The organism is Methylobacterium litchii (assembly GCF_038442315.1).
Classification (GTDB): domain Bacteria; phylum Pseudomonadota; class Alphaproteobacteria; order Rhizobiales; family Beijerinckiaceae; genus Methylobacterium; species Methylobacterium litchii.
The window spans coordinates 539,515-560,173 of the sequence record NZ_JBBXMY010000001.1 but is presented as its reverse complement, the minus strand read 5'-3'; the positions used below and the strand labels follow the sequence as shown (position 1 = coordinate 560,173).

Here is a 20,659-nt window from a genome sequence, read left to right as displayed (position 1 = left end):
GGATGGATCGCTCACCCGTGTCGCCACCGCACGCCTCCCAGGCTCACGACGTTGCCGCCGACGATGTCCCCTCCCGCCCCTGGACGCGCCACGCCCTGTCCTACCCGCTGCGCCTGCCGCGCGCCCTGTGGGACGGGGTGGGGCAGCGCGCCTCGTCGAGCCTCACGCGGCGCATCGTCGTCCTCAACCTCGTCGGGCTGATCGCCCTCCTCGTCGGCTTCCTCTACCTGAACCAGTTCCGGCAGGGCCTGATCCAGGCCCGCGTCCAGAGCCTCGCCATCCAGGGCGAGATCATCGCGGGCGCCATCGCGGCCTCCGCCTCGGTGGACCCGGACACGATCCGCATCGACCCCGACAAGCTGCTCCAGCAGCAGGCCGGCGAGGGCGACGAGGAGGCGCAATCCCTCGCCTTCTCTCTGAACCCGGAACGGGTGGCGCCTCTGCTCGCCCGCCTTGTGACGCCCACCGGCAACCGCGCCCGCGTTTACGATCAGGAAGGCGGGCTGCTCTTCGACACCCGCACCTTGTTCAAGCGCGGCGATGCCGCCCGCTCCGAGCCGGCGGCGGGCCGCCCGCACAAGGCGGGGCTGCTCGAATCGGCCTTCGATACAGTTCACGCCAAGCTCACCGGCCTGTTCGGGCGCGCGACGCCGCAGGAGGAAGCGGGCCCCGTCAACGGCCATTCCCTGCGCGAGGTCCAGGCCGCCCTGAACGGCGCGCGCGGCAGCCTCGTGCGCCGCAACGCCCTCAGCGAGACCACCGTCTCGGTGGCGGTGCCGATCCACAAGGCCGGCGCCGTGCGCGGCGCGCTGCTCATCTCCACGCAAGGGGACGCCATCGACCGGGTGATCGCCTCCGAGCGGTTCGGCCTGTTCCAGGTGTTCCTGATCGCCGCCGTGGTGATGGTGGTGCTCTCCTTCCTGCTGGCGGGCGCCATCGCCGGACCGGTGCGGCGCCTCGCGGAGGCCGCCGAGAAGGTGCGCATGGGCATCAAGACACGCGAGGAGATCCCCGATTTCACCGAGCGCACCGACGAGATCGGCCACCTCTCCGGCGCCCTGCGGGACATGACCCAGGCGCTCTACCGGCGCATCGACGCCATCGAGAACTTCGCCGCCGACGTCAGCCACGAGTTGAAGAACCCGCTGACCTCGCTGCGCAGCGCCGTCGAGACCCTGCCGCTGGCCAAGACCGAGGATTCGCGCGGCCGGCTGATGGCGATCATCCAGCACGACGTGAAGCGCCTCGACCGGCTGATCAGCGACATCGCCGACGCCTCGCGCCTCGATGCCGAGCTCGCCCGCGCCGAGGCGCGGCGGGTCGATCTCAAGAAGCTCCTGTCCACCGTCGTCTCGGTGGCGAACGAGCGGCGGCGGCCGAAGGATTGCCTGATCCAGCTCGACCTCGACCCCAACGACCCCGAGGGCGCCTACGCGATCATCGGCCACGACAGCCGCCTCGGGCAGGTGGTGAACAACCTCCTCGACAATGCCCGCTCGTTCTCGCCCTCGGACGCGAAGGTGCGCGTCGCCCTGCGCCGGGTGCGCAACGAGATCGAACTGGTCTGCGAGGACGAAGGGCCGGGCATCCCCGAACACGCCCTGGAGCGGATCTTCGAGCGCTTCTACACCGACCGGCCGGAACAGGGCTTCGGGCAGAATTCCGGCCTCGGCCTCTCGATCTCCCGACAGATCGTCCAGGCGCATCGCGGCACGATCCGCGCCGAGAACCGGCCCGGCGCCCCCAACGAGGAGGGCGAGCCCACCGTGCGCGGCGCCCGCTTCATCGTCCGCCTGCCGGCCGCGTCCCGGCAATTGTCGCAGCACGCGGCCTGATGGAGAGCCTGCACGCCGCCTGCGTCGTGCTGGGCGAGGCGGGCGTGCTGATTCTCGGGCCGTCGGGGGCGGGCAAGTCGACGCTCGCCCTCATGCTCGCCGATTCGCCCGGCGGGGCGCTGGTGGCCGACGATAGGGTGCGGATCCTGTCGCGGGAGGGGCGCCTCGTCGCCTGTCCCCACCCCGCCGAGGCTGGGCGGGTGGAGATCCGGGGCCAGGGCCTCCTCACCGCCGAGGCGCTGGGCCTCGCGCGGCGGCCGGAGGCGGTCCTGAGCCTCGCCATCGACCTCGTGGAGACGCAGCCGCGCCTGCCCGAGCCGCCGGAGGAGTCGCGAATCCTGGGGATAGGCCTGCCCCGGCTGATCCTCGACCGGGGCGCCAGGGCGGCGGGGCTCGCGCCGATGCTCGTGAGGGCCGCCCTGCGCGGGAGGGGAGCGTGACTTCGCAGCCGCACACGTCCGGCGTTTTGCTTAATTGCCCTGCAACCCGTAGCGTCGGCCTGCGTACCATGGCATGATTCCATGATTGCGCGGGCAAAGAGTCGCGATCGCCTTGTGAGATACTGTGCGATGCACAACATGGCGGTCCGCACAGGATGTCGGAACACGTGTCGATGATTGGCATGGTGCTCGTCACCCACGGACTGCTCGCGACCGAGTTCAAGGCCGCACTCGAGCACGTGGTCGGCCCCCAGGATCAGATCGAAACGATCACGATCGGGCCGGAAGACGATATGGAATTGAGACGCCGGGACATCATGTCCGCGGTGTGCCGGGTGAACACCGGCGAGGGCGTCGTCGTGCTGACCGACATGTTCGGCGGCACCCCCTCCAACCTTGCCCTGTCGTGCATGAACGGCGGCTCGGTGGAGGTGGTGGCAGGCATCAACCTGCCGATGCTCATCAAGCTCGCGAGCGTACGCGACGAGGAAAGCCTCGGCGACGCGGTGCTTCACGCCCAGGAAGCGGGGCGCAAATACATCAACGTCGCGTCGCGGGTTCTGGCGGGGAAGTGAGCAAGGCCGCCGGCTGAGGGCGGCGGGTGGCGGTGATGCCGGCCGAGGCCGCGATCACCAAGCCAATGGCGAGCCACTGCATCGGCGTCAGCGCCTCACCGATCAGGACATAGGCGAGCAGGGCGGCGATCGCCGGCTCCACGCTCATCAGCACGCCAAAGGTCGTCCGGTCGAGGCGGCGCAGGGCCACCATCTCCAGCGAATACGGCAGGGCGCTCGACAGGAGCGCCACCGCCAATCCGAGCAGCAGGGTCGCGGGCGCGAACAAGGCCGTGCCGGCTTCCGCGAGACCCGCCGGCGCCACGACGAGGGCGGCGGCGAGCATCCCCCAGGCGACCGCCTGCCCGCCATCGACGCGCCCCGCCCGCTGCCCGAACAGGATGTAGAGCGCCCAGGCCGCTCCCGCCGCCAGGGCCAGGGTGATGCCGAGCGGATCGAGGCCCCCCACGCCCCCGAGGGGCAGGAGCAGGCCGAGCCCCAGCACGGCGAGGCCGATCCAGGCGAGATCCGCCGTCCGCCGGGAGCCGGCGATGGCCAGGACGAGGGGGCCGGTGAACTCGATGGCCACCGCCGGGCCGATGGGGAGCCGCGTCAGGGCGAGGTAGAACAGCAGGTTCATCACCCCGAGCGCCGCGCCGTAGAGGGCGATCCACCCGGCCTCCCGCCACGTGAGGCTGCGCCGCCACGGGCGCCAGACGGCCAGCAGCACGAGGGCCGAGAAGCCGACGCGCAGGCTTGCCGTCCCCGCCGCGCCGACGGAGGGGAACAGGGATTTCGCGATGGCCGCCCCGCCCTGAAGCGAGACCATTCCCGTCAGCAGGGCCGCGACGGGCAGGAGGAACGGTGGGCTCGCCCTCACACCGACAGGCTGCGCCCCGACGCCCCCTCCGCGCCTGCGCGGATCGCCGCGATGCGCTCGGCATAGGCCGCTTCGCCGCCGCCGAAGACGGCGTTGCCGGCCACGAAGGTGTCGGCGCCGGCCCGGCTCGCGAGCCGCACCGTCTCGGCGTCGATGCCGCCATCAACCTCGAGGCGGATGTCACGGCCCGCGATCATCGCCCGCACCCGGGCGACGGCCTCCATCGAGGATTTCAGGAAGCTCTGGCCGCCGAAGCCGGGGTTCACGGTCATCACCAGCACGAGGTCCACGCTGTCGAGAAGCGGTTCGACGGTCGAGGCCGGGGTGCCGGGGTTGATCGCGATGCCGGCGCGCTTGCCGAGGTCGCGGATGGTCTGAAGCGAGCGGTGGATATGCGGCCCGGCCTCGGCATGGACGGTGATGCCGTCCGCCCCGGCCTGAGCGAAGGCGGCGAGGTAGGGATCGGCCGGGGCGATCATCAGGTGGACGTCGAAGTACTTCTGCGTGTGCGGCCGCAGGGCCTTCACCACGGGGGCGCCGAAGGTGATGTTGGGCACGAAATGCCCGTCCATCACGTCGAGGTGGATCCAGTCGGCGCCGGCGGCCTCAATGGCGCGCACCTCCTCCGCGAGCCGCGAGAAGTCGGCCGAGAGGATCGAGGGGGCGATGACGGGAGGAAGCATGGGGTCGCGTCTTTCGGGACTGGTCCGGTATCGGGCGGGGGCGCTCAGGCGAGCCGCCGCCGCCGCTCCACGAGTTGCATGATGATCGGCGTGAGGATGAGCTGCATCGCCAGATCGAGCTTGCCGCCGGGGATCACGATGGAATTCGCCCGGCTCATGAACGAGTCGTGGATCATCGACACGAGATAGGAGAAGTCGATCCCCTTCGGGTTCTTGAAGCGGATCACCACCAGCGATTCGTCGGCGGTGGGAATCCAGCGGGCGATGAACGGGTTCGAGGTGTCCACCGTCGGCACCCGCTGGAAGTTGATGTCCGTCCACGAGAATTGCGGGCAGATCGTCTGCACGTAATCGGGCATCCGCCGCAGGATCACGTCCGTCACCGCCTCGGTGGAATAGCCCCGGAACGAGCGGTCCCGGTGCAGCTTCTGCACCCATTCGAGGTTGATGACCGGCACCACCCCGATCTTCAGGTCGGCGTAGCGGGCGATGTCGACCTGATCGTTCACGACGCAGCCGTGAAGCCCCTCGTAGAACAGGAGGTCCGAGCCCGGCTGGAACTCCTCCCACTCGGAGAAGGTGCCCTCTTGGATGCCGTAGAGCCGTGCGTCGTGGGCATCGTGGGCGTAGTGGCGGGTGCGCCCGCCGCCCGATTCGGAATAGGCGCGGAACACCTCCTCCAACTCGGGCAGGAGGTTCGCCTTGGGCGCGAAGTGGGAGAGCGTCGCCTCCCGCGCCATCATCTGGCGCATCGTGTCCCGGTCGAAGGCGTGGAAGCCGTCGCCCTCGATGAAGACGGCGTGGACATCCTCTCGGCGGAAGATCTGCTCGAACGTGTTGCGGACGGAGGTGGTGCCGGCCCCCGAGGAGCCGGTCACGGAGATGATGGGATGGCGTGCGGACATCGCCTTGGACCGGACGGATCCGCCCTCAGGGCCGCATCAGGCCGCGCTGGCCGAAGAGCGGCGAGCGGCCCGCATCCGGCTTGCCGCCGGCATAGTAGGTTCCGACGCAGGTGACTTCCTCCGTCGAGCCGCAGATCAGCGGGGCGCGCTCGTGGATGCCCGTGGCGACGAGGTCGAGGATGCGCTCCTGCCCGTCCGTGGCGGTGCCGCCGGCCTGCTCGATGAGCATCGCCACGGGGGCGACCTCGTAGAGCAGCCGCAGGCGCCCGCGGGCGTAGCCCTTCCGGGAATCGCCGGGGTACAGGAACACGCCGCCGCGCGTCAGCACCCGCTGCATGTCGGCCACCATCGAGCCGAGCCAGCGCATGTTGAAGTCCTTGTCGCGCGGGCCTTCCGTCCCGCGCAGGCAATCCTCCACGAAGGCCTTGACCGGCGGGTCCCAGAAGCGGGCGTTCGAGGCGTTGATCGCGTATTCCTTGGCCGAGGCCGGGATCTTCATGGCCGCGACGGTGAGGCGGAACTGGCCCACCTCCCGGTCGAGGACGAAGGTCTGCGTGCCCTGCCCGAAGGTGACGATGAGCGTGGTCGCCGGCCCGTAATTCACGAAGCCCGCCGCCAGCTGCGCCGTGCCCGGCGTCCGGAAGCTCGCCTCGACATCGTCTCCGGAAATCGCCGGGCGGATGCCGAACACGGTGCCCACCACCATGTTGACGCCGATGTTGGACGAGCCGTCCAGCGGATCGATGGCGACGGCGAGCGGCGCGGACGGGTTCAGCACCATCACGTCCGCCGCCTCTTCCGAGGCGACGGTGGCGACGGGGGCGCCGCGCAGGGCCGCCGTGACGCGCTCGTGGGCGATCACGTCGAGGGCCTTCTGCACGTCGCCGTCGCTGTTCTGGTCGCCCGTTGCGGCGAGGTCGCCGCCGAGCGCCCCGCGCCCGATGACGGCGCTGATCTCGATGGAGGCCTCGGCCACGGCCGCGACCACGGCGGCGGTGTCCCGCAGGCCCGCATTGGCCTGCACCACCTGCGCGAGATAGGCGTCGAGGGGTGTCCCGACCGCTAGATCCGCCATCGGCCTGTCCTTCTTCTTACGGCTGTTACGTTCGGGATCGGATCTGTAGCCGTCCGGGGCCGTCCGTCATAGACGGCCATGCGGGAGGATCGATAAGAACCCTCGGATACACTCGTCAAGAAATGTGCACGGCCTTGCGGCCCGGGTCAAAAAAAACGAGAAGCCCGCATGCGCAACCTGTCCCTGAAACAGCTCCAGGCGGTCGCGGCGGTGGCCAAGCTGGGCACCATGACGCGGGCGGCGCAGGAGCTCAACGTCACCTCGGCCGCGCTCTACGCGCGCATCCGGCAATTGGAGGAGGAGGCCGGGCTCCTCCTGTTCGACCGCACGCCCTCGGGCCTCAAGCCCACGGATGCCGGCCGCGAGATGCTGTGGGCGATCGACAGCATCAACACCATCCTCGAAACCTGCACCGACCGGCTGCGCTCCCTGCGCGGCATCTCCGGCGGGCGCGTGGCGCTCGGCGTGGTGACGACGGCGAAGTACTTCGCGCCGCAAGTCATCGCCGGGTTCTCCAAGCTGCATCCCGGAGTCGAGATCAGCCTCTCGGTGCGCAACCGGGGCCAGACGGTGGAGGCGCTACGCGGCTACGAGATCGACTTCGCGGTGATGGGCCGCCCGCCGCGCGACTTCCCCATCGAGGCCGCGACTTTCGGCCCGCACCCGCTGGTGCTGGTGGCCGCGCCGGACCATCCCCTCGCCGGCCGCCGGAACCTCGCCCGCACCGACCTCGCGGATCAGGCCTTCTTCATGCGCGAGGAAGGCTCCGGCACGCGCACCGTGTTCGAGGAATTCATGAGCGGCGTGCTGGTGAAGCGCGCCCTCCTCGACATCGACACCGGCTCGAACGAGACGATCAAACAAGCGGTGATCGCCGGGCTCGGCCTCGCCCTGCTCTCGGCCCATTCCGTCGCCGCCGAGGTGGAGAGCGGACGCCTCGCCGTCCTCGACGTGGCGGGCCTGCCGATCCGGCGCGACTGGTACGCCGTGCGCCGCGCCGACAAGGTGCTCGGCCCCGCCGCCTCGGCGGTGTGGAGCTACCTGATGAGCGACGGGGCGCGCTGGCTCCCCGGCCTCGACCTGATCAAGCCGGCCGTGGCGGCGCGGGAGAGCTAGGCGTGGAACCGGGCATCGTCATCGTCGGCGCCGGGCAGGCGGGGTTCCAGGCCGCCGCCTCGCTGCGGGAGGGCGGGTATCACGGCCCCCTGACCCTCGTCGGCGACGAGACCGCCCTGCCCTACCAGCGCCCCCCGCTGTCGAAGGCCTATCTCGCGGGCAAGACGGATGCGGACGGCCTCGCCCTGCGGCCCGCCTCGTTTTTCGCGGACCACCGCATCACCCTCCACGCGGCGAGCCCGGCGAAGGCCATCGACCGGGAGGGCCGGCGCCTCGTCCTCGCGGACGGCACCGTGCTGCCTTACGCGCATCTCGTCCTCGCCACCGGCTCGCGCAACCGGCCCCTGCCGGTGCCGGGCGCCGATCTCGACGGGGTGCGCCAGTTGCGCGGCCTCGCCGATGCCGACGCCCTCAAGGCGGCCCTCGAAGGGGGCCCACGCATCGTCGTGATCGGCGCGGGCTTCATCGGGCTCGAATTCGCGGCGGTGGCTGCCGGGCGGGGGCTCGACGTCACCGTCGTGGAGGCCGCCGAGCGAGCGATGGCGCGGGCCGTCTCCGCCGAGACCGCGGCGTTCTTCCGCACGGCGCACGAAGCGTTGGGCGTGCGCTTCGCCTTCGCGGCGGGGGTGACGGCGCTGACCGGAGAGGGAGGCCGCGTCCGCGCCGTCGCCCTGGCGGATGGGCGCGCGTTGGAGGCCGATCTCGTCCTGATCGGCATCGGCGTCCTGCCGAACGCGGACCTCGCGGCCGAGGCGGGCCTGCCCGCCGCCGACGGGGTGCGGGTGGACGCCTTCCTCGCCACGTCCGATCCGGCGATCTCGGCCATCGGCGATTGCGCCCGCTTCCCGAGCCCCTTCGCCCACGGGCTCAACGGGGACGGCACCGTGCGCATCGAATCGGTGCAGAACGCCATCGACCAGGGCCGCTGCCTCGCCGCCCGGCTCACCGGCAAGCCGGCGGCCTATGCCGCGCTGCCGTGGTTCTGGAGCGACCAAGGTCCGCACAAGCTCCAGATCGCCGGGCTCTCGGCGCCCGGCGACGCGGCGGTGATCCGGGGCGAGGGCTCCGCCTTCTCGGTGTTCCGCTTCCGGGACGGGCGGCTGAGCGCGGTCGAATCCGTCAACCGGGCGGGCGACCACATGATCGCCCGGCGCCTGTTGAGCGCCGGTACGCCCCTCACCGCCGATCAGGCCGCCGACCCGGCCCTCGACCTCAAGGCGCTGGCGATGGGACGGGGCTGACCACCGGCCGCGACAGCAACGTGGCGGTGGTGAAACCCAGCGCGACGATGGTCGCCGCGCAGGCGGCGAGCGCCCAGAACTGCCCGAGGACCTGCAACCCCTCGCCGACGATGGCGACGCTCACCGCCTGCCCGCCGAAATAGGAGAAGGCGTGCAGCGCCACGGCCGAGCCGCGCGCCTTGGGCGCGACCTCGGTGACCTGCGTCTGGTAGGTGTTGTGGAGCATGTAGAAGCCAAGCCCCATCACCGTCAGGGCGGCGCAATCCGCCTGCCAGGATCCGGCGGAGCCGATGATCAGCAGGGCGATGGCGCAGGTGATACCGCCGACGATCAGCATCCGCGCCATGCCGAGCAGGCGCACCATCACGCCGACCAGCGCCGCGTAGACCAGCCCCCCGACGGCGAAGCCCGCGAGCGCCAGCCCCGCCTCGCGCGGGCCCCCGGCCTCCCGCGCTTCGAGCAGGGGCGCGAGGTGGGGGAACACCCCGAAGATCGCGATGGCCTCCACGAAGACGGCGCCGAACAGCACCCGCGCCCGCGGGTTGGCGAGGATCGTCCGGTAGTTCGTGAGCGCGGCGCCGAAGGCCGGGCGCCGGGCGGGGACGCGATCCCCGGCGGGGAAGCCGAACGCCACGGCGGCGCAGGCGAGGCCGGCGACGATGGCCGTCACCCCCGCCACGCCCCGCCAGCCGATGGAGGTCTCGATTAACCCCGCGACGGTCGAGCCCGAGAGCTGCCCGAGGATCACCGCCACGAGGAACCGCCCGATGGCGACCTGCCGGCCCGCCATCGGCACCCGGTCACCAAGCAGGGCGAGGGAGAGGGGGATGCAGCCCCCGGCCGCCGCCCCGGCGAGCATCCGCAGGCCGAAGAGCGCGGACAGATCCGGCGCGACGACGCAGAGCGCCAGGGCGAGGCCCAGCACGGCGAGGCAGCCGGTCATCACCCGCGCCTTGCCGAGCGCATCGCCCACCGGGCCGAGGATCGGCTGGATGAGAGCGTAGGGCAGCGCGAAGGCGGTGGAGAGCAGGGCGACCCGGTGGGGATCGCCGCCGAGGTCGCGAGCGATCACGCCGACCAGCGGCTCGAACGACCGGAGCGCGAAGGTGCTGCCGAATCCGGCGCAGGCGAGGACGACGATGAGCCTCGGGATCGGATCGGCCGAGGCGGAGGGGGCGGACATCGCAGCGGGACCCGGCGAAAGCGCGAGGGCCGCCTTGGCATGCCAGCGTCGGGAGCAAAAGTGTGCTGCGGCACACATCGCCCGGGAGTCAGGACATCCCCGCCCCGCTGTTCCCTCCCTCGCTGTGCAGCACGGGGAGCGCCCGCAGAGCCGCGCTCGCGTGGTCGAGGAAGGCGTTCACCCGCGCCGGGCGGTGGTCGGCACCGGAGGTGACGAGTTGCACCGGCACCGGGGGCGGCTCGTGGCCGGGGAGAAGGCGCACCAGCCGCCCTGCCGCGATGTCCTCGGCGGCCTGATAGGACAGGACGCGGGCGATGCCCCGCCCGGCCCGCGCCGCCGTGAGCGCGGCCTCGACCTCGTTGACGATGAGGCGCGGCGCAAGGCGCACGCGGGTACGGCCGAACAGCCATTCAAGAGAACCAGAGCGGATCTGGACGAGAATCGTATCGTGGGCGGCCAAATCGCCCGGCTTCTGCGGGACGCCACGGGCGGCAAGGTAATCCGGGCTCGCAACGAGGATCCGGCGGACCTGACCCACCCGGCGGGCGACGAGGCGCGATTCGGCGAGCGCCCCGATGCGGAGGGCCACGTCGAGCCGCTCCTCCACGAGATCGACGTTGCGGTCGGCCAGAACGAGCTCGACCTGCGTCTCGGGGTAGGCGTCGAGGAAGGAGGCGACCACCGGCGCGATGTGCCGCCGCCCGAACAGGACCGGGGCCGTGATGCGCACGAGGCCCCGCACCAGCCCCTCGCCCGCCCCGAGGATTGCTCCTTCGTAGCCCGAGACGAGCCCCCGCGCCTGCTCGGCCAGCGCCAGCCCCGCCGGGGTGGGAGCGAGGCGGCGGGTGGTGCGCGCCACGAGCCGCGCCCCGACCCGCGCCTCCAGGGCGGCGAGAGCCCGCGTCGTGGCCGCAGCGGAGCGGTTCAGGCGTCGCGCCGCGCCGGCGAGGCTGCCGGCGTCGATGATCGCGACGAAGAGGGCCAGTTCGTCCAGGCGGTCCATGATCGTTGCGGCATCTGAAATTCTGAATGCCGAGGAGACCCGGTTTCGCGCAGTGCGTGCAAGGGCGATCTTACCGGTCGAAGGAGAATCCACCATGCCCGACCCCGATATCACCCTCCATGGCCTGCGCCTCTCGGATCACTCGCACCGCGCCGAGCTGTTCCTGTCGCGGCTCAACCCGCTCGGGCAGGTGCCGATGCTCATGGTTGGCGAGGTGGTCGTCCCCGACAGCAACGCCATCCTCGTCGATCTAGCGGCCTGCTCCGCTCCCGACGGCCACTGGATGCTCGCCTCGCTCATCCCGCAGGAGTGAGTGCCATGGCCACCTTCCACGACGACGAGCGCGCGGCGCAGGCGCTGGCCGGCCACGTCCTTGGCGATATCCCGGCGATCCGGTCCTTCATGCCGGATCAGCACCGGACCTTCTTCGCCGGCCTGCCCTACCTCTTCGTCGGGACTCTCGACGAGGCGGGCTGGCCCGTCGCCACGGTGGCGACCGGCGCGCCGGGCTTCATCCGCTCGCCCGACGCGACGCATCTGCGCATTGCCGATACCCCGGCCCCCGACGACCCCGCCGGCCGCCACCTCGTGGCGGGACGCCCGGTCGGCCTGCTCGGGCTCGACCTGTCGAACCGCCGCCGCAACCGAGCCAACGGCACGATCACCGGACGGGACGAGGATGGATACACCGTCGAAGTCGCGGAGAGCTTCGGCAACTGCCCGAAATACATTCAGCGCCGGGAGGCGAGCCCCCTCCTGCGGCGGACGGGCCGGAGCGTGCCGCTCACCGGCCTCGACGCCGCCGCCCGCGCGATCATCGGGGCCGCCGACACGCTGTTCGTCGCCAGCCGGTCGCGCGCGGAGTTGGGCGGGGGCGTGGACATCTCCCATCGGGGCGGGCGGCCGGGCTTCGTCCGCGTGGAGGGCGATGGGCTGAGCGTGCCGGACTTCTCCGGCAACCGCTTCTTCAACACGTTCGGCAACCTGCTCGGCGATTCGCGCGCCTCCCTGCTGATCCCGGATTTCGAGACCGGCGACCTCCTCGTCCTTCAGGGCCGCGCCGAGATCGATTGGAGCGGGAACACGGCCGCACGCTTCGCCGGGGCCGAGCGCTCCTGGCGATTCGCGGTCACGCGGGGCTGGCGCCGGCCCGGTGCCCTGCCCTTCCGCTGGAGCACGCCGGAGCCGGGCCCCCAGACCGCCGCGACGGGTTCCTGGGACGTGCCGAACGCCCCTGATCGCTGAATAATCAATTCAGACGCACGGAAGCGTCAGGGTCGGAGGGACCGGATCGCCTCGGCGGACGTTGGAGGAAGTCGGAGCATTGTGCATCGCCGCGCGATGGCGCAGAGCAGGATCGGGGCGATGGGGGTTGGGGATGGCGAAGATACTGCTCGTAGAGGACCATGAGGAGATCTGGGACTTCCTGTCCCGGCGCCTCAAGCGGCGGGGCTACGAGGTGATCCTGGCCCATGACGGCGAGGCCGGCGTGCGGCAGGCCCGCGCCGGGCAACCGGACGTGATCCTCCTCGACATGAACCTGCCCGTCCTCGACGGCTGGTCCGCCGCCCGTGCCCTGAAGGCCGGGGCGGACACCCGCACCATCCCGATCATCGCGCTGACCGCCCACGCCATGTCCGGCGACCGGGACAAGGCGATCCAGGCGGGCTGCGACGACTACCATCCGAAGCCGGTCGATTTCTCAAAGCTGCTCAGCCAGATCAGCACGGCGCTCGGGGAGACGGCGCAGACCGGCTGAGGCCGGCTTCGCGCCAGAGGCACTGTGATAAGGGAAGGGTGTCAGTGAGCGAGGATCCCGTCACGGCGCAGCGCCTGAAGCAGGGCCTGCCGATCATGGTGGCGCTCGCCTCCTTCCTCCTCGTCGTGGGAGTGATGGCCGCGCTCTATTTCGGGCGCGAGATCCTCGTGCCCGTCACCCTGGCGATCCTCCTCAGCTTCGTGCTGGCGCCCTTCGTGCGGATCCTGCGCCGGGTGAGAGTGCCGCGGGCGCCCGCCGTCATGCTCGTCGTGGTGATCGTGTTCGGCGCCCTGTTCGGGATCGGCAGCCTCATCGCCAGCGAGGCGTCGCAACTCGCCTCCGACCTGCCCCGCTACACCCTGACGATGCGCGACAAGATCCGCGATCTGCGCGGGGCCACCGACGGGTCGAGCTCCCTGTCGCGCCTCGTGGACATGGTGCAGGACCTCGGCGCGGCGATCTCGCCGCCGCCGGCCGCCGAGTACAAGGGGGAGCCCGGCACCCCCACCCATCCGCTGACCGTGGAACTGAGCCCCGCGCGGGCGAGCGTCCTCGACACGCTGCAGACCTTCGCCGGCCCGGTGCTGCATCCGCTGGCCACGACCGGTCTGATCCTGATCTTCACGATCTTCATCCTGATGCAGCGCGAGGATCTGCGGAACCGCGCCATCCGCCTCATCGGCCCCGGCGACCTGCGGCGGACGACCGCCGCCATCGACGACGCCACGAGCCGGCTCTCCAAGTTCTTCCTGGCGCAGCTCGCCCTGAACATCGCCTTCGGCCTCGTGATCGGCCTCGGCCTGGGCTTCATCGGCGTGCCGAGCCCGACGCTGTTCGGCGTGCTCGCGGCGATCCTGCGCTTCGTCCCGTATATCGGCGCGGCGATCAGCGCCCTGCTGCCGGTGATCCTGGCGGCGGCGGTGGACCCCGGCTGGTCGATGGTGATCTCCACCGTGGCCCTGTTCCTCGTGGTCGAACCCCTGTGCGGCCACGTGATCGAGCCGCTGCTCTACGGCCACTCCACCGGCATCTCGCCCGTGGCGGTGATCCTCTCGGCGACGATCTGGACCTTCCTGTGGGGGCCGATCGGCCTCGTCCTGGCGACGCCGCTCACCGTCTGCCTCGTGGTGCTCGGCCGCCATGTCGACCGGCTCTGGTATCTCGACGTGCTGCTCGGCGACCGGCCGGCGCTGGCGCCCTCCGAGATCTTCTACCAGCGGATGCTGGCCAACGACCCCGCCGAGGCCATCGAGCAGGGGCGGCAATTCCTGAAGGAGCGCGCCCTCGTCACCTATTACGATCAGGTGGTGCAGGCGGGGCTGCTGCTGGCGCAGGAAGACCTCTCGCGCGGGACGCTGGTGCGCGAGCGGCAGGAGGAAGTCGGCACGGCGATCCGCGCCGTCGTCGCGCGCCTCGGCACCCTGCCCGTCGCCCGGCGGGCGCGGCGCAAGAACAGCCGGGGCGCCGACACCGAGACGGCGGCGGCCCTCGACGCGGTCGGCCCCGACCGGCAGGAGGCGGCCATCGTGCTCGGGCGGGAAGACCTCGCCCCCGCGTGGCGCGGCGCCAAGCCGGTGCTCTGCGTGTCGAGCCGCGGCCCGTTCGACGAGGCGGCGACGCTGATGCTGAGCCAAGTCCTCGCCCGGCACGGCCTCGCCTCGCAGACCCTGTCCATGGCCGCGATCCGCGCGGGCGAGCGGCCGGAGGAGCAGGAGGGCATTGCGATGGTGTGCTTCTCCTACCTCGAACCCGTCAGCCTCTCGCAGGTGCGCTTCTCCGTGCGGCAGGCCCGCGCCGCCATTCCCGGCGTGAAGGTGCTCGTGGGCTTCTGGCGGGAGCGCGACCCGGCGAGCCTCGCCCGCCTGCGCCGGGCGACCTCGGCGGACTACCTCGTCACCTCGCTGAGCGACGCCCTCTCCGCCGCCCTGGCGGCGAGCCGGGCGCCACAGCCCACTCCCGCCCTGGCCAAGCCGGCGACGCAGGAGCCCGCGCTGGCCCTCGCGTAAGGGCCGGCATCCCCTTTCGCACTTGCGCAGATTTCCGCCCAAGCTAGGGGGAACCGTTGGCGTCGGCGGAGCGATTCCCACCGTCGCCGGCGACCGGCGGGATGCGCGAGACCGAACAGATGTCCGAGTCCCAAGGGACCCGCGTCCACGACGACGCCCCGGCCGAGGTGTCCGACCCCAAGAGCGAGATCTTCTTCGCCGCCGTCGAGACGACGCGGATGCCGATGATCGTGACCGACCCGCGCCAGCCCGACAACCCGATCATCTTCGCCAACCGCGCCTTCCTGGCGATGACCGGCTACACGCCGGAGGAACTGATCGGCCGCAATTGCCGCTTCCTCCAGGGGCCCGAGACCGACCAGGAGACCATCGCCCAGGTGCGCGCCGCCATCGCGGAGCGTCGGGAATTCGCCACCGAGATCCTGAACTACCGCAAGAACGGCTCGACCTTCTGGAACGCCCTGTTCGTCTCGCCCGTGCACAACACGGAGGGTGAGCTCGTCTACTATTTCGGCTCGCAGCTCGACGTCTCCCGCCGCCGCGACGCGGAGGAGGCGCTGGGCCAGGCGCAGAAGATGGAAGCCCTCGGCCAGCTGACCGGCGGCATCGCCCACGACTTCAACAACCTGCTGCAGGTGATCGTCGGCTACGTCGACATCCTCGCCGCCGGGCTGGAGAAGCCCGATGCCGACCGGGCGCGGCTCGGCCGGGCGACGGACAACATCCGGCAGGCGGCCGAGCGCGCTACCACCCTCACGCAGCAGCTTCTGGCCTTCGCCCGCAAGCAGCGCCTGGATGGCCGCTCGGTGAACCTGAACACCCTCGTGGAGGGGATGCGGGACATGATCGACCGCTCGGTCGGCGACGCGGTGCAGGTAGAGTTCGCCCTCGCGGAGGACCTCTGGAACTGCCGCGTGGACCCGACCCAGGCCGAGGTCGCGCTCCTTAACGTGCTCATCAACGCCCGCGACGCGATGCCGGGCGGCGGCACCGTGCGCATCGCCACCGCCAACCGCACCGTGACGGTGACTGCCGACCACGAGGTCGGCCCCCTGCGCGAGGGGCGCTACACCTCCATCGCCGTCACCGACACCGGCACCGGCATGCCCCCCGCCGTGCTGGCGCGGGTGATGGACCCGTTCTTCACCACCAAGGAGGAGGGCAAGGGCACCGGGCTCGGCCTCTCCATGGTCTACGGCTTCGCCAAGCAATCCGGCGGGGCGGCGCAGATCGAATCCGCCGTCGGGTCCGGCACGACGGTGAAGCTGTCCTTCCCGGCGGTCGAGGGCGAGCAAGCCATGCCCGCCAAGGTCGCCCTGCGCACCGTCGACCGGCCGGGCACCGAGACGGTCCTCGTGGTGGACGACCGCCAGGACGTGGCCGAACTCGCCCGCACCATCCTGCGCGACTTCGGCTACACGGTGCTGATGGCCGGGAGCGGCAAGGAGGCGCTGGAAATCCTCGATTCCAGCGAGCGCATCGACCTGCTCTTCACCGACATGATCATGCCCGGCGGCATGAACGGCGTGGTGCTCGCCCGCGAGGCCCGTCGCCGCCAGCCGCGCCTGAAGGTGCTGCTCGCCACCGGCTACGCGGAGGCGAGCCTGGAGCGAACCGATGTGGGGGGTTCGGAATTCGACATTCTGAACAAGCCTTATCGCCGCACGGAGCTGATCCGGCGGGTGCGGGCGATCCTCGACGGCCCCACCGGAGTCTCGTGAGGCCGCCGCTTCCATCGGGAGGACGCGCCATGTCCCAGGGCGACAAGTCGAAATACACGGACAAGCAGAAGCGCAAGGCCGAGCACATCGCCGAGTCCTATGAGGACAAGGGCGTTCCGGAGAAGGAAGCCGAGGCCCGCGCCTGGGCGACCGTCAACAAGGACGACGGCGGCGGCAAGCATCCGGGGGGATCGGGCCGTGCCAAGGCCGGGACCGCGAAAGGCTAGCGCCCCTCAGGGCTCCACCAGCCTTACCAGCGTGTGCAGCACCCGGTTCGCCGGAGTCGGGATACCCAGCCGCTCGCCCTCGCGGACGACGAGGCCGTTGAGATGATCGATCTCCGTCCGGCGGCCCCGGGCGAGATCCTGGGCCGTGGAGGAGCGCTGCTCCGCCATGGTCGCTGCGATGGCGCGGACCTGATCCAGCATGTCCTCCGGCAGGCGCACGCCGCTGGCCTCCGCCACCGCGCGGCATTCGGCGGTGACGTCCGCCAGCACGGCCGCGACGCCCTCGCCGGCGAAGAGCCGCCCGTAGGGCTGGCCGCCCAGCGCCGAGAGGGCGTTCCAGGCGCAGTTGATCGTGAGCTTCGCCCAGAGGGCGTCCCGCACCCGCTCGGAGACGGTGGCCGATATGCCGGCCGCGTTCAGATGATCCGCAACCGCCTCGCCGCCCGGCCCGAGGATCAGATCGCCCCGCCCGTGATGGCGGACATGGCCCGCCCCCTCCATGGCGGTGGCGACGTAGACCGCCACCGGCACGACCGGCCGCCCGAGGATCGAGGCCAGCCGCTCGCCGTTGTCGACGCCGTTCTGCAGGCTGAGGATCACGGCGCCGGGTGCCAGATGCGGCCGCATCGACCGCCCGGCCTCCTCCGTATCCCCCGACTTCACGCAGACCAGGACGCAATCCGCCCCGGCCACGCCCTCCGGCCCAGTGACGGCGTTGAGCGCGAGGATTTCCCGTCCCTGCGCTGTGTCGAGGACGAGGCCCCGTTCGGCCACGGCCTCCGCCAGCGCCGGGCGGCCGATCAGCGTGACCGGATGCCCGGCCCTGGCCAGCACGGCGCCGTAATAGCAGCCGACCGCCCCCGCCCCCATCACGGCGACGCGCATCGTGCGGGCCTCGCTCATGCTGCCGCCTTCCGGGGCGCCGCGACGGCGCTCGTCCGCACATGGTCGAGGAGCGCCCGCACCGGGTGGCGCAGGCGGATGCCGTCCACGAGCTTCGCCTGGGAGCGGCAGGAATAGCCATCCGCCAGGAGATCCCCCGCCGACGCGGCGACATGATGCGCCCAGCTCTGCCGGTAGATCGTCTCGGAGGTGGCGCGGTGGCTCGCCTCGTGGCCGTAGGTCCCGGCCATGCCGCAGCAGCCGGAGGCCGGCACGTCGAGGCTCAGGCCGAGATGGGTGAACACGGCCTGCCAATCCTTCACCGCACCAGGGGCGTTGGTGCGCTCGGTGCAATGGGGCAGCAGGCGGTAGCGACCCCCGCCCTCGCGTGGGGCGATTGCCCCGAGCCGGCCGGACAGCCATTCCTGCACCATCTCGACCTTCGGCACCGCCCCGGCCGGCAGCGCGGCGGCGTATTCCGAACGGTAGGTGAGCGTCATCGACGGATCGAGGCCGACGAGGGGCACGCCCTCGGCGGCCAGTGCCCGCAACGCCGCCGCGCCCTCGGCGGCGACCCGGCCGAACCGGGCGAGGAAGCCGTGGACATGGAGCGGCTTCCCGTTCGGCCGGTAGGGCGCCAGCCAGGGCCGGAAGCCGAGTTCGACCAGCAGGGCGCAGAGGTCTGCGACGAGGTCCGCTTCGAAATGCGTGGTGAAGGCGTCCTGCACGATCACCACGGACTTCTTGCGCTCGTCTTCGCCGAGACCGCGCAGGGCCAGCGGGGTCGCGGTGGCGACGCCGAGCCTCGCCAGCGCCCCCGCGAGGTCGAAGGTCGAAAGGGCGGGGATCGCCACCAGCCCGAGCCGCGCCATCACCGCGCGGGCGAGGGGGTTTGCGGCGAGTGCGTTGCCGAGCCGCGGCGCCTGCGCCGCCAGGGGCAGCAGCGGTTCGAGGGCCGCGATCAGATGGTCCTTCAGCGGGCGCGGGTAGCGCTGGTGGTAGAGCGCCAGGAACTTCGCCCGGAAGGTCGGCACGTCCACCTTGATCGGGCAGGAGCCCGTGCAGGACTTGCAGGCGAGGCAGCCGTCCATCGCCTCCTTCACCGCGTGGGAGAAGTCGTCCCGGTTGCCGGCGGGGCGCAGGCTGCGCAGCAGGTCGCCGAGCCAGTTCGGGCGCTCGGCCTTGAGCGCGGCGGCGGGGTCCGCCCCGGCGGCCGTGGCGAGCCGCAGCCATTCCCGCATCAGCGAGGCGCGGCCCTTCGGCGAATGCCGCCGCTCGCGGGTCGCCTTCCACGACGGGCACATCGCCTCGTCGGCGTCGTAGGAGAAGCAGGCGCCGTTGCCGTTGCAATGGAGCGCGGCATCGAACGCGGCGCGGACGGGGGTGGGAATCGTCCGGTCGGCCTCGCCCCGGCGGGGTACACCGTCGATCCGCGTGAGCGGCCGGCCGGCGGAGGAGGCGATCTTGCCGGGGTTCATCCGGTCGCCGGGGTCGAAGGCGCGCTTCACGATCTCCAGCACGGGCACCAGCGGCCCGAAGGTCTCGGGCACGAATTCCGAGCGGAAGCCCTTGCCGTGCTCACCCCAGAGCAGCCCGCCGTAGCGCTTGGTGAGCGCTACGACGCCCTCCGTCACCTCGCGGATCAGGGGGGCCTGGCGCTCGTCCTTCAGGTCGATGGCCGGGCGGACATGGAGCACACCGGCATCGACATGGCCGAACATGCCGTAGCGCAGGCCCTTGGCATCGAGGAGGGCGCGGAACTCGGCGATGTAATCGGCCAGCACCTCGGGGGGCACGGCCGTGTCCTCCACGAAGGGGATCGGCCTCGCCTCGCCCTTCGCCGCGCCGAGCAGGCCCACCGCCTTCTTGCGCATGGTCCACAGGCGCTCGATGGCCGCGCCCTTCGCCACCGTGTAGCCGACGCGCTTGCCGTGGCTCTCGCGCTCCGCATCGAGAATGGTCGTGAGCCGGCTCAAGGCCGCCGCGACGGCCCCTTCGTCGTCGCCGACGAACTCCACGAGGTTGATGCCCTCGACTTTGCGGCCCGCCGGATCGTCGGGGAAGAAGGCCCGCACCTCGGCCCAGATCGGATCCTTGCGGGCGAGGCCGAGCACGGTCGAATCGATGGTCTCGACGGAGGCCGCGCCGAAGGGCATCAGCGCCTGCGCGTCCCGGAGCGCCGCGTCGAAATCGACGTAGGACAGGGCGACCAACGCCGCCGCCTTCGGAATCGGCAGGACGTTGAGTCGCGCCTCGGCGATGAGGGCCAGCGTCCCCTCCGATCCGCAGATCAGGCTCTTCAGGTCGAACCGCCCCTCCCCGTCGCGGACATGGGCGAGGTCGTAGCCGGTGAGGCAGCGGTTGAGCTTGGGGAAGCGCTCGGCGATGAGCGCGGCGTTCGCGGTGATGGCCTCGTCCACCGTCCGGTGGATGTCCCTGACCCGGCCCGGCTGCGCCTTGGCGGCGGCGAGACCTTCGGCGTCGAGGGGTTCGGCCGTCCAGACGGTACCGTCGGTGAGCACGCAGGTCAGCGCCAGCACATGGTCGCGGGTCTTGCCGTAGAGGCAGGATCCCTGGCCGCAGGCGTCCGTGGAGATCATGCCGCCGAGGGTGGCGCGGTTCGAGGTCGAGAGTTCGGGCGCGAAGAACAGGCCGTGCTTGGCGAGTTCGCGGTTGAGCTGGTCCTTCACCACGCCGGGCTCGACGCGGACCACCCGGTTCGCGACGTCGATCTGAAGGATGCGGTTCATGTGCCGGGAGGTGTCGACCACGAGGCCGTGGCCGAGCGACTGCCCGTTGGTCCCCGTCGCGCCGCCGCGCGGGCGGATGACGATCTCCGTGAAGCGCGGATCGTCCAGCAGGCGCGCGATCCGCACGAGGTCGTCGCGGCTGCGCGGGAAGGCGACGGCGCCGGGCTCGACCTGATAGATCGAGTTGTCCGTGGCGAAGACGGTGCGGTCGGCCGGCGTCAGCGACAGGTCGCCCTCGAAGCCGCGCGCGAGGAGTTCGGCGCAGGCGGCCTCGTAGAGGGGAACCGCGTCGGCGGTGCGGGTGAGAACCGGGATCATGCCGCGCGTTCTACACCCGGCGGCCCGCGAGGGAAGCCGAAGCAACTGGCACTGCCCTTGCCAGTCCGTCGCAGCAGTCAC

At 71.4% G+C, this 20,659-nt stretch carries 18 protein-coding genes and 1 pseudogene; 11 read left to right on the top strand and 8 right to left on the bottom strand.

The features are described 5' to 3' along the window. The first annotated feature begins 2 nt into the window (after positions 1–2). From AAHF99_RS02885 to AAHF99_RS02875, 3 genes are all read left to right on the top strand, one after another. Positions 3–1,835: a stimulus-sensing domain-containing protein gene (locus AAHF99_RS02885; protein ID WP_409564739.1), complete on the top strand. Its 1,833-nt coding sequence runs from the start codon at positions 3–5 to the stop codon at positions 1,833–1,835. Then, the gene (locus AAHF99_RS02880) at positions 1,835–2,275 is read left to right on the top strand and encodes an HPr kinase/phosphorylase (RefSeq protein ID WP_342162581.1); all 441 of its coding nucleotides are present in this window, start codon (positions 1,835–1,837) and stop codon (positions 2,273–2,275) included. The genes AAHF99_RS02885 and AAHF99_RS02880 overlap by 1 nt, the downstream gene beginning before the upstream one ends. Before the next feature lie 173 nt (positions 2,276–2,448). Next, the gene (locus AAHF99_RS02875; protein WP_243929963.1) at positions 2,449–2,850 is read left to right on the top strand and encodes a PTS sugar transporter subunit IIA; all 402 of its coding nucleotides are present in this window, start codon (positions 2,449–2,451) and stop codon (positions 2,848–2,850) included. Here the strand turns inward: AAHF99_RS02875 and AAHF99_RS02870 are convergent. The 4 genes from AAHF99_RS02870 to AAHF99_RS02855 are packed head-to-tail and all read right to left on the bottom strand — an operon-like array spanning position 2,816 to position 6,372. After that, positions 2,816–3,658, bottom strand: a complete 843-nt coding sequence (locus tag AAHF99_RS02870; protein ID WP_342162870.1) for an EamA family transporter — start codon at positions 3,656–3,658, stop codon at positions 2,816–2,818. The two genes, AAHF99_RS02875 and AAHF99_RS02870, sit on opposite strands and share 35 nt — an antisense overlap. A gap of 47 nt (positions 3,659–3,705) precedes the next feature. Continuing rightward, a complete protein-coding gene (gene rpe / locus AAHF99_RS02865) occupies positions 3,706–4,392 on the bottom strand; it encodes a ribulose-phosphate 3-epimerase (RefSeq protein WP_342162580.1) in 687 nt (228 codons plus the stop codon). Positions 4,393–4,436: 44 nt separating this feature from the next. Beyond that, the gene (locus AAHF99_RS02860) at positions 4,437–5,297 is read right to left on the bottom strand and encodes a phosphoribulokinase (protein WP_243959112.1); all 861 of its coding nucleotides are present in this window, start codon (positions 5,295–5,297) and stop codon (positions 4,437–4,439) included. A gap of 25 nt (positions 5,298–5,322) precedes the next feature. Beyond that, positions 5,323–6,372: a class 1 fructose-bisphosphatase gene (locus tag AAHF99_RS02855; protein ID WP_342162579.1), complete on the bottom strand. Its 1,050-nt coding sequence runs from the start codon at positions 6,370–6,372 to the stop codon at positions 5,323–5,325. Between the two features lie 168 nt (positions 6,373–6,540). On the opposite strand from AAHF99_RS02855, the gene AAHF99_RS02850 reads away from it, so the two are divergent. After that, positions 6,541–7,488, top strand: coding sequence for a LysR family transcriptional regulator (locus AAHF99_RS02850; protein ID WP_342162578.1), 948 nt, complete (start codon positions 6,541–6,543; stop codon positions 7,486–7,488). Between the two features lie 2 nt (positions 7,489–7,490). Further along, positions 7,491–8,729: an NAD(P)/FAD-dependent oxidoreductase gene (locus AAHF99_RS02845; protein ID WP_342162577.1), complete on the top strand. Its 1,239-nt coding sequence runs from the start codon at positions 7,491–7,493 to the stop codon at positions 8,727–8,729. Here AAHF99_RS02845 and AAHF99_RS02840 read toward each other — a convergent pair. Then, the gene (locus AAHF99_RS02840; protein WP_342162576.1) at positions 8,701–9,912 is read right to left on the bottom strand and encodes an MFS transporter; all 1,212 of its coding nucleotides are present in this window, start codon (positions 9,910–9,912) and stop codon (positions 8,701–8,703) included. The genes AAHF99_RS02845 and AAHF99_RS02840 overlap by 29 nt on opposite strands. Before the next feature lie 88 nt (positions 9,913–10,000). Beyond that, the gene (locus AAHF99_RS02835) at positions 10,001–10,915 is read right to left on the bottom strand and encodes a LysR family transcriptional regulator (protein WP_342162575.1); all 915 of its coding nucleotides are present in this window, start codon (positions 10,913–10,915) and stop codon (positions 10,001–10,003) included. A gap of 94 nt (positions 10,916–11,009) precedes the next feature. Between AAHF99_RS02835 and AAHF99_RS02830 the strand changes: the two genes are divergently transcribed. From AAHF99_RS02830 to AAHF99_RS02805, 6 genes and pseudogenes are all read left to right on the top strand, one after another. Then, positions 11,010–11,228, top strand: a complete 219-nt coding sequence (locus AAHF99_RS02830; RefSeq protein WP_342162574.1) for a thioredoxin domain-containing protein — start codon at positions 11,010–11,012, stop codon at positions 11,226–11,228. Positions 11,229–11,233: 5 nt separating this feature from the next. After that, entirely contained in the window at positions 11,234–12,160 is a 927-nt protein-coding gene (locus AAHF99_RS02825; RefSeq protein WP_342162573.1) for a pyridoxamine 5'-phosphate oxidase family protein, read from the top strand. Positions 12,161–12,293: 133 nt separating this feature from the next. After that, entirely contained in the window at positions 12,294–12,674 is a 381-nt protein-coding gene (locus AAHF99_RS02820) for a response regulator (protein WP_243959128.1), read from the top strand. Between the two features lie 44 nt (positions 12,675–12,718). Then, on the top strand, positions 12,719–14,680 hold the full coding sequence (locus AAHF99_RS02815; protein WP_342162572.1) for an AI-2E family transporter: 1,962 nt from the start codon (positions 12,719–12,721) through the stop codon (positions 14,678–14,680). A gap of 101 nt (positions 14,681–14,781) precedes the next feature. Beyond that, on the top strand, positions 14,782–16,401 hold the full coding sequence (locus tag AAHF99_RS02810) for a hybrid sensor histidine kinase/response regulator (RefSeq protein ID WP_459558952.1): 1,620 nt from the start codon (positions 14,782–14,784) through the stop codon (positions 16,399–16,401). A 29-nt stretch (positions 16,402–16,430) separates the two neighbouring features. Further along, a pseudogene (locus AAHF99_RS02805) lies at positions 16,431–16,607 on the top strand (plasmid stabilization protein); the annotation flags it as partial. Between the two features lie 27 nt (positions 16,608–16,634). On the opposite strand, the gene AAHF99_RS02800 reads toward AAHF99_RS02805, so the two are convergent. Both AAHF99_RS02800 and ydiJ read right to left on the bottom strand, forming a co-directional pair. After that, complete coding sequence (locus AAHF99_RS02800; RefSeq protein ID WP_342162570.1) at positions 16,635–17,531, bottom strand: ketopantoate reductase family protein; 897 nt, start codon at positions 17,529–17,531, stop codon at positions 16,635–16,637. Continuing rightward, complete coding sequence (ydiJ, locus tag AAHF99_RS02795) at positions 17,528–20,578, bottom strand: D-2-hydroxyglutarate dehydrogenase YdiJ (protein ID WP_342162569.1); 3,051 nt, start codon at positions 20,576–20,578, stop codon at positions 17,528–17,530. The genes AAHF99_RS02800 and ydiJ overlap by 4 nt, the downstream gene beginning before the upstream one ends. Positions 20,579–20,659: the final 81 nt, after the last annotated feature.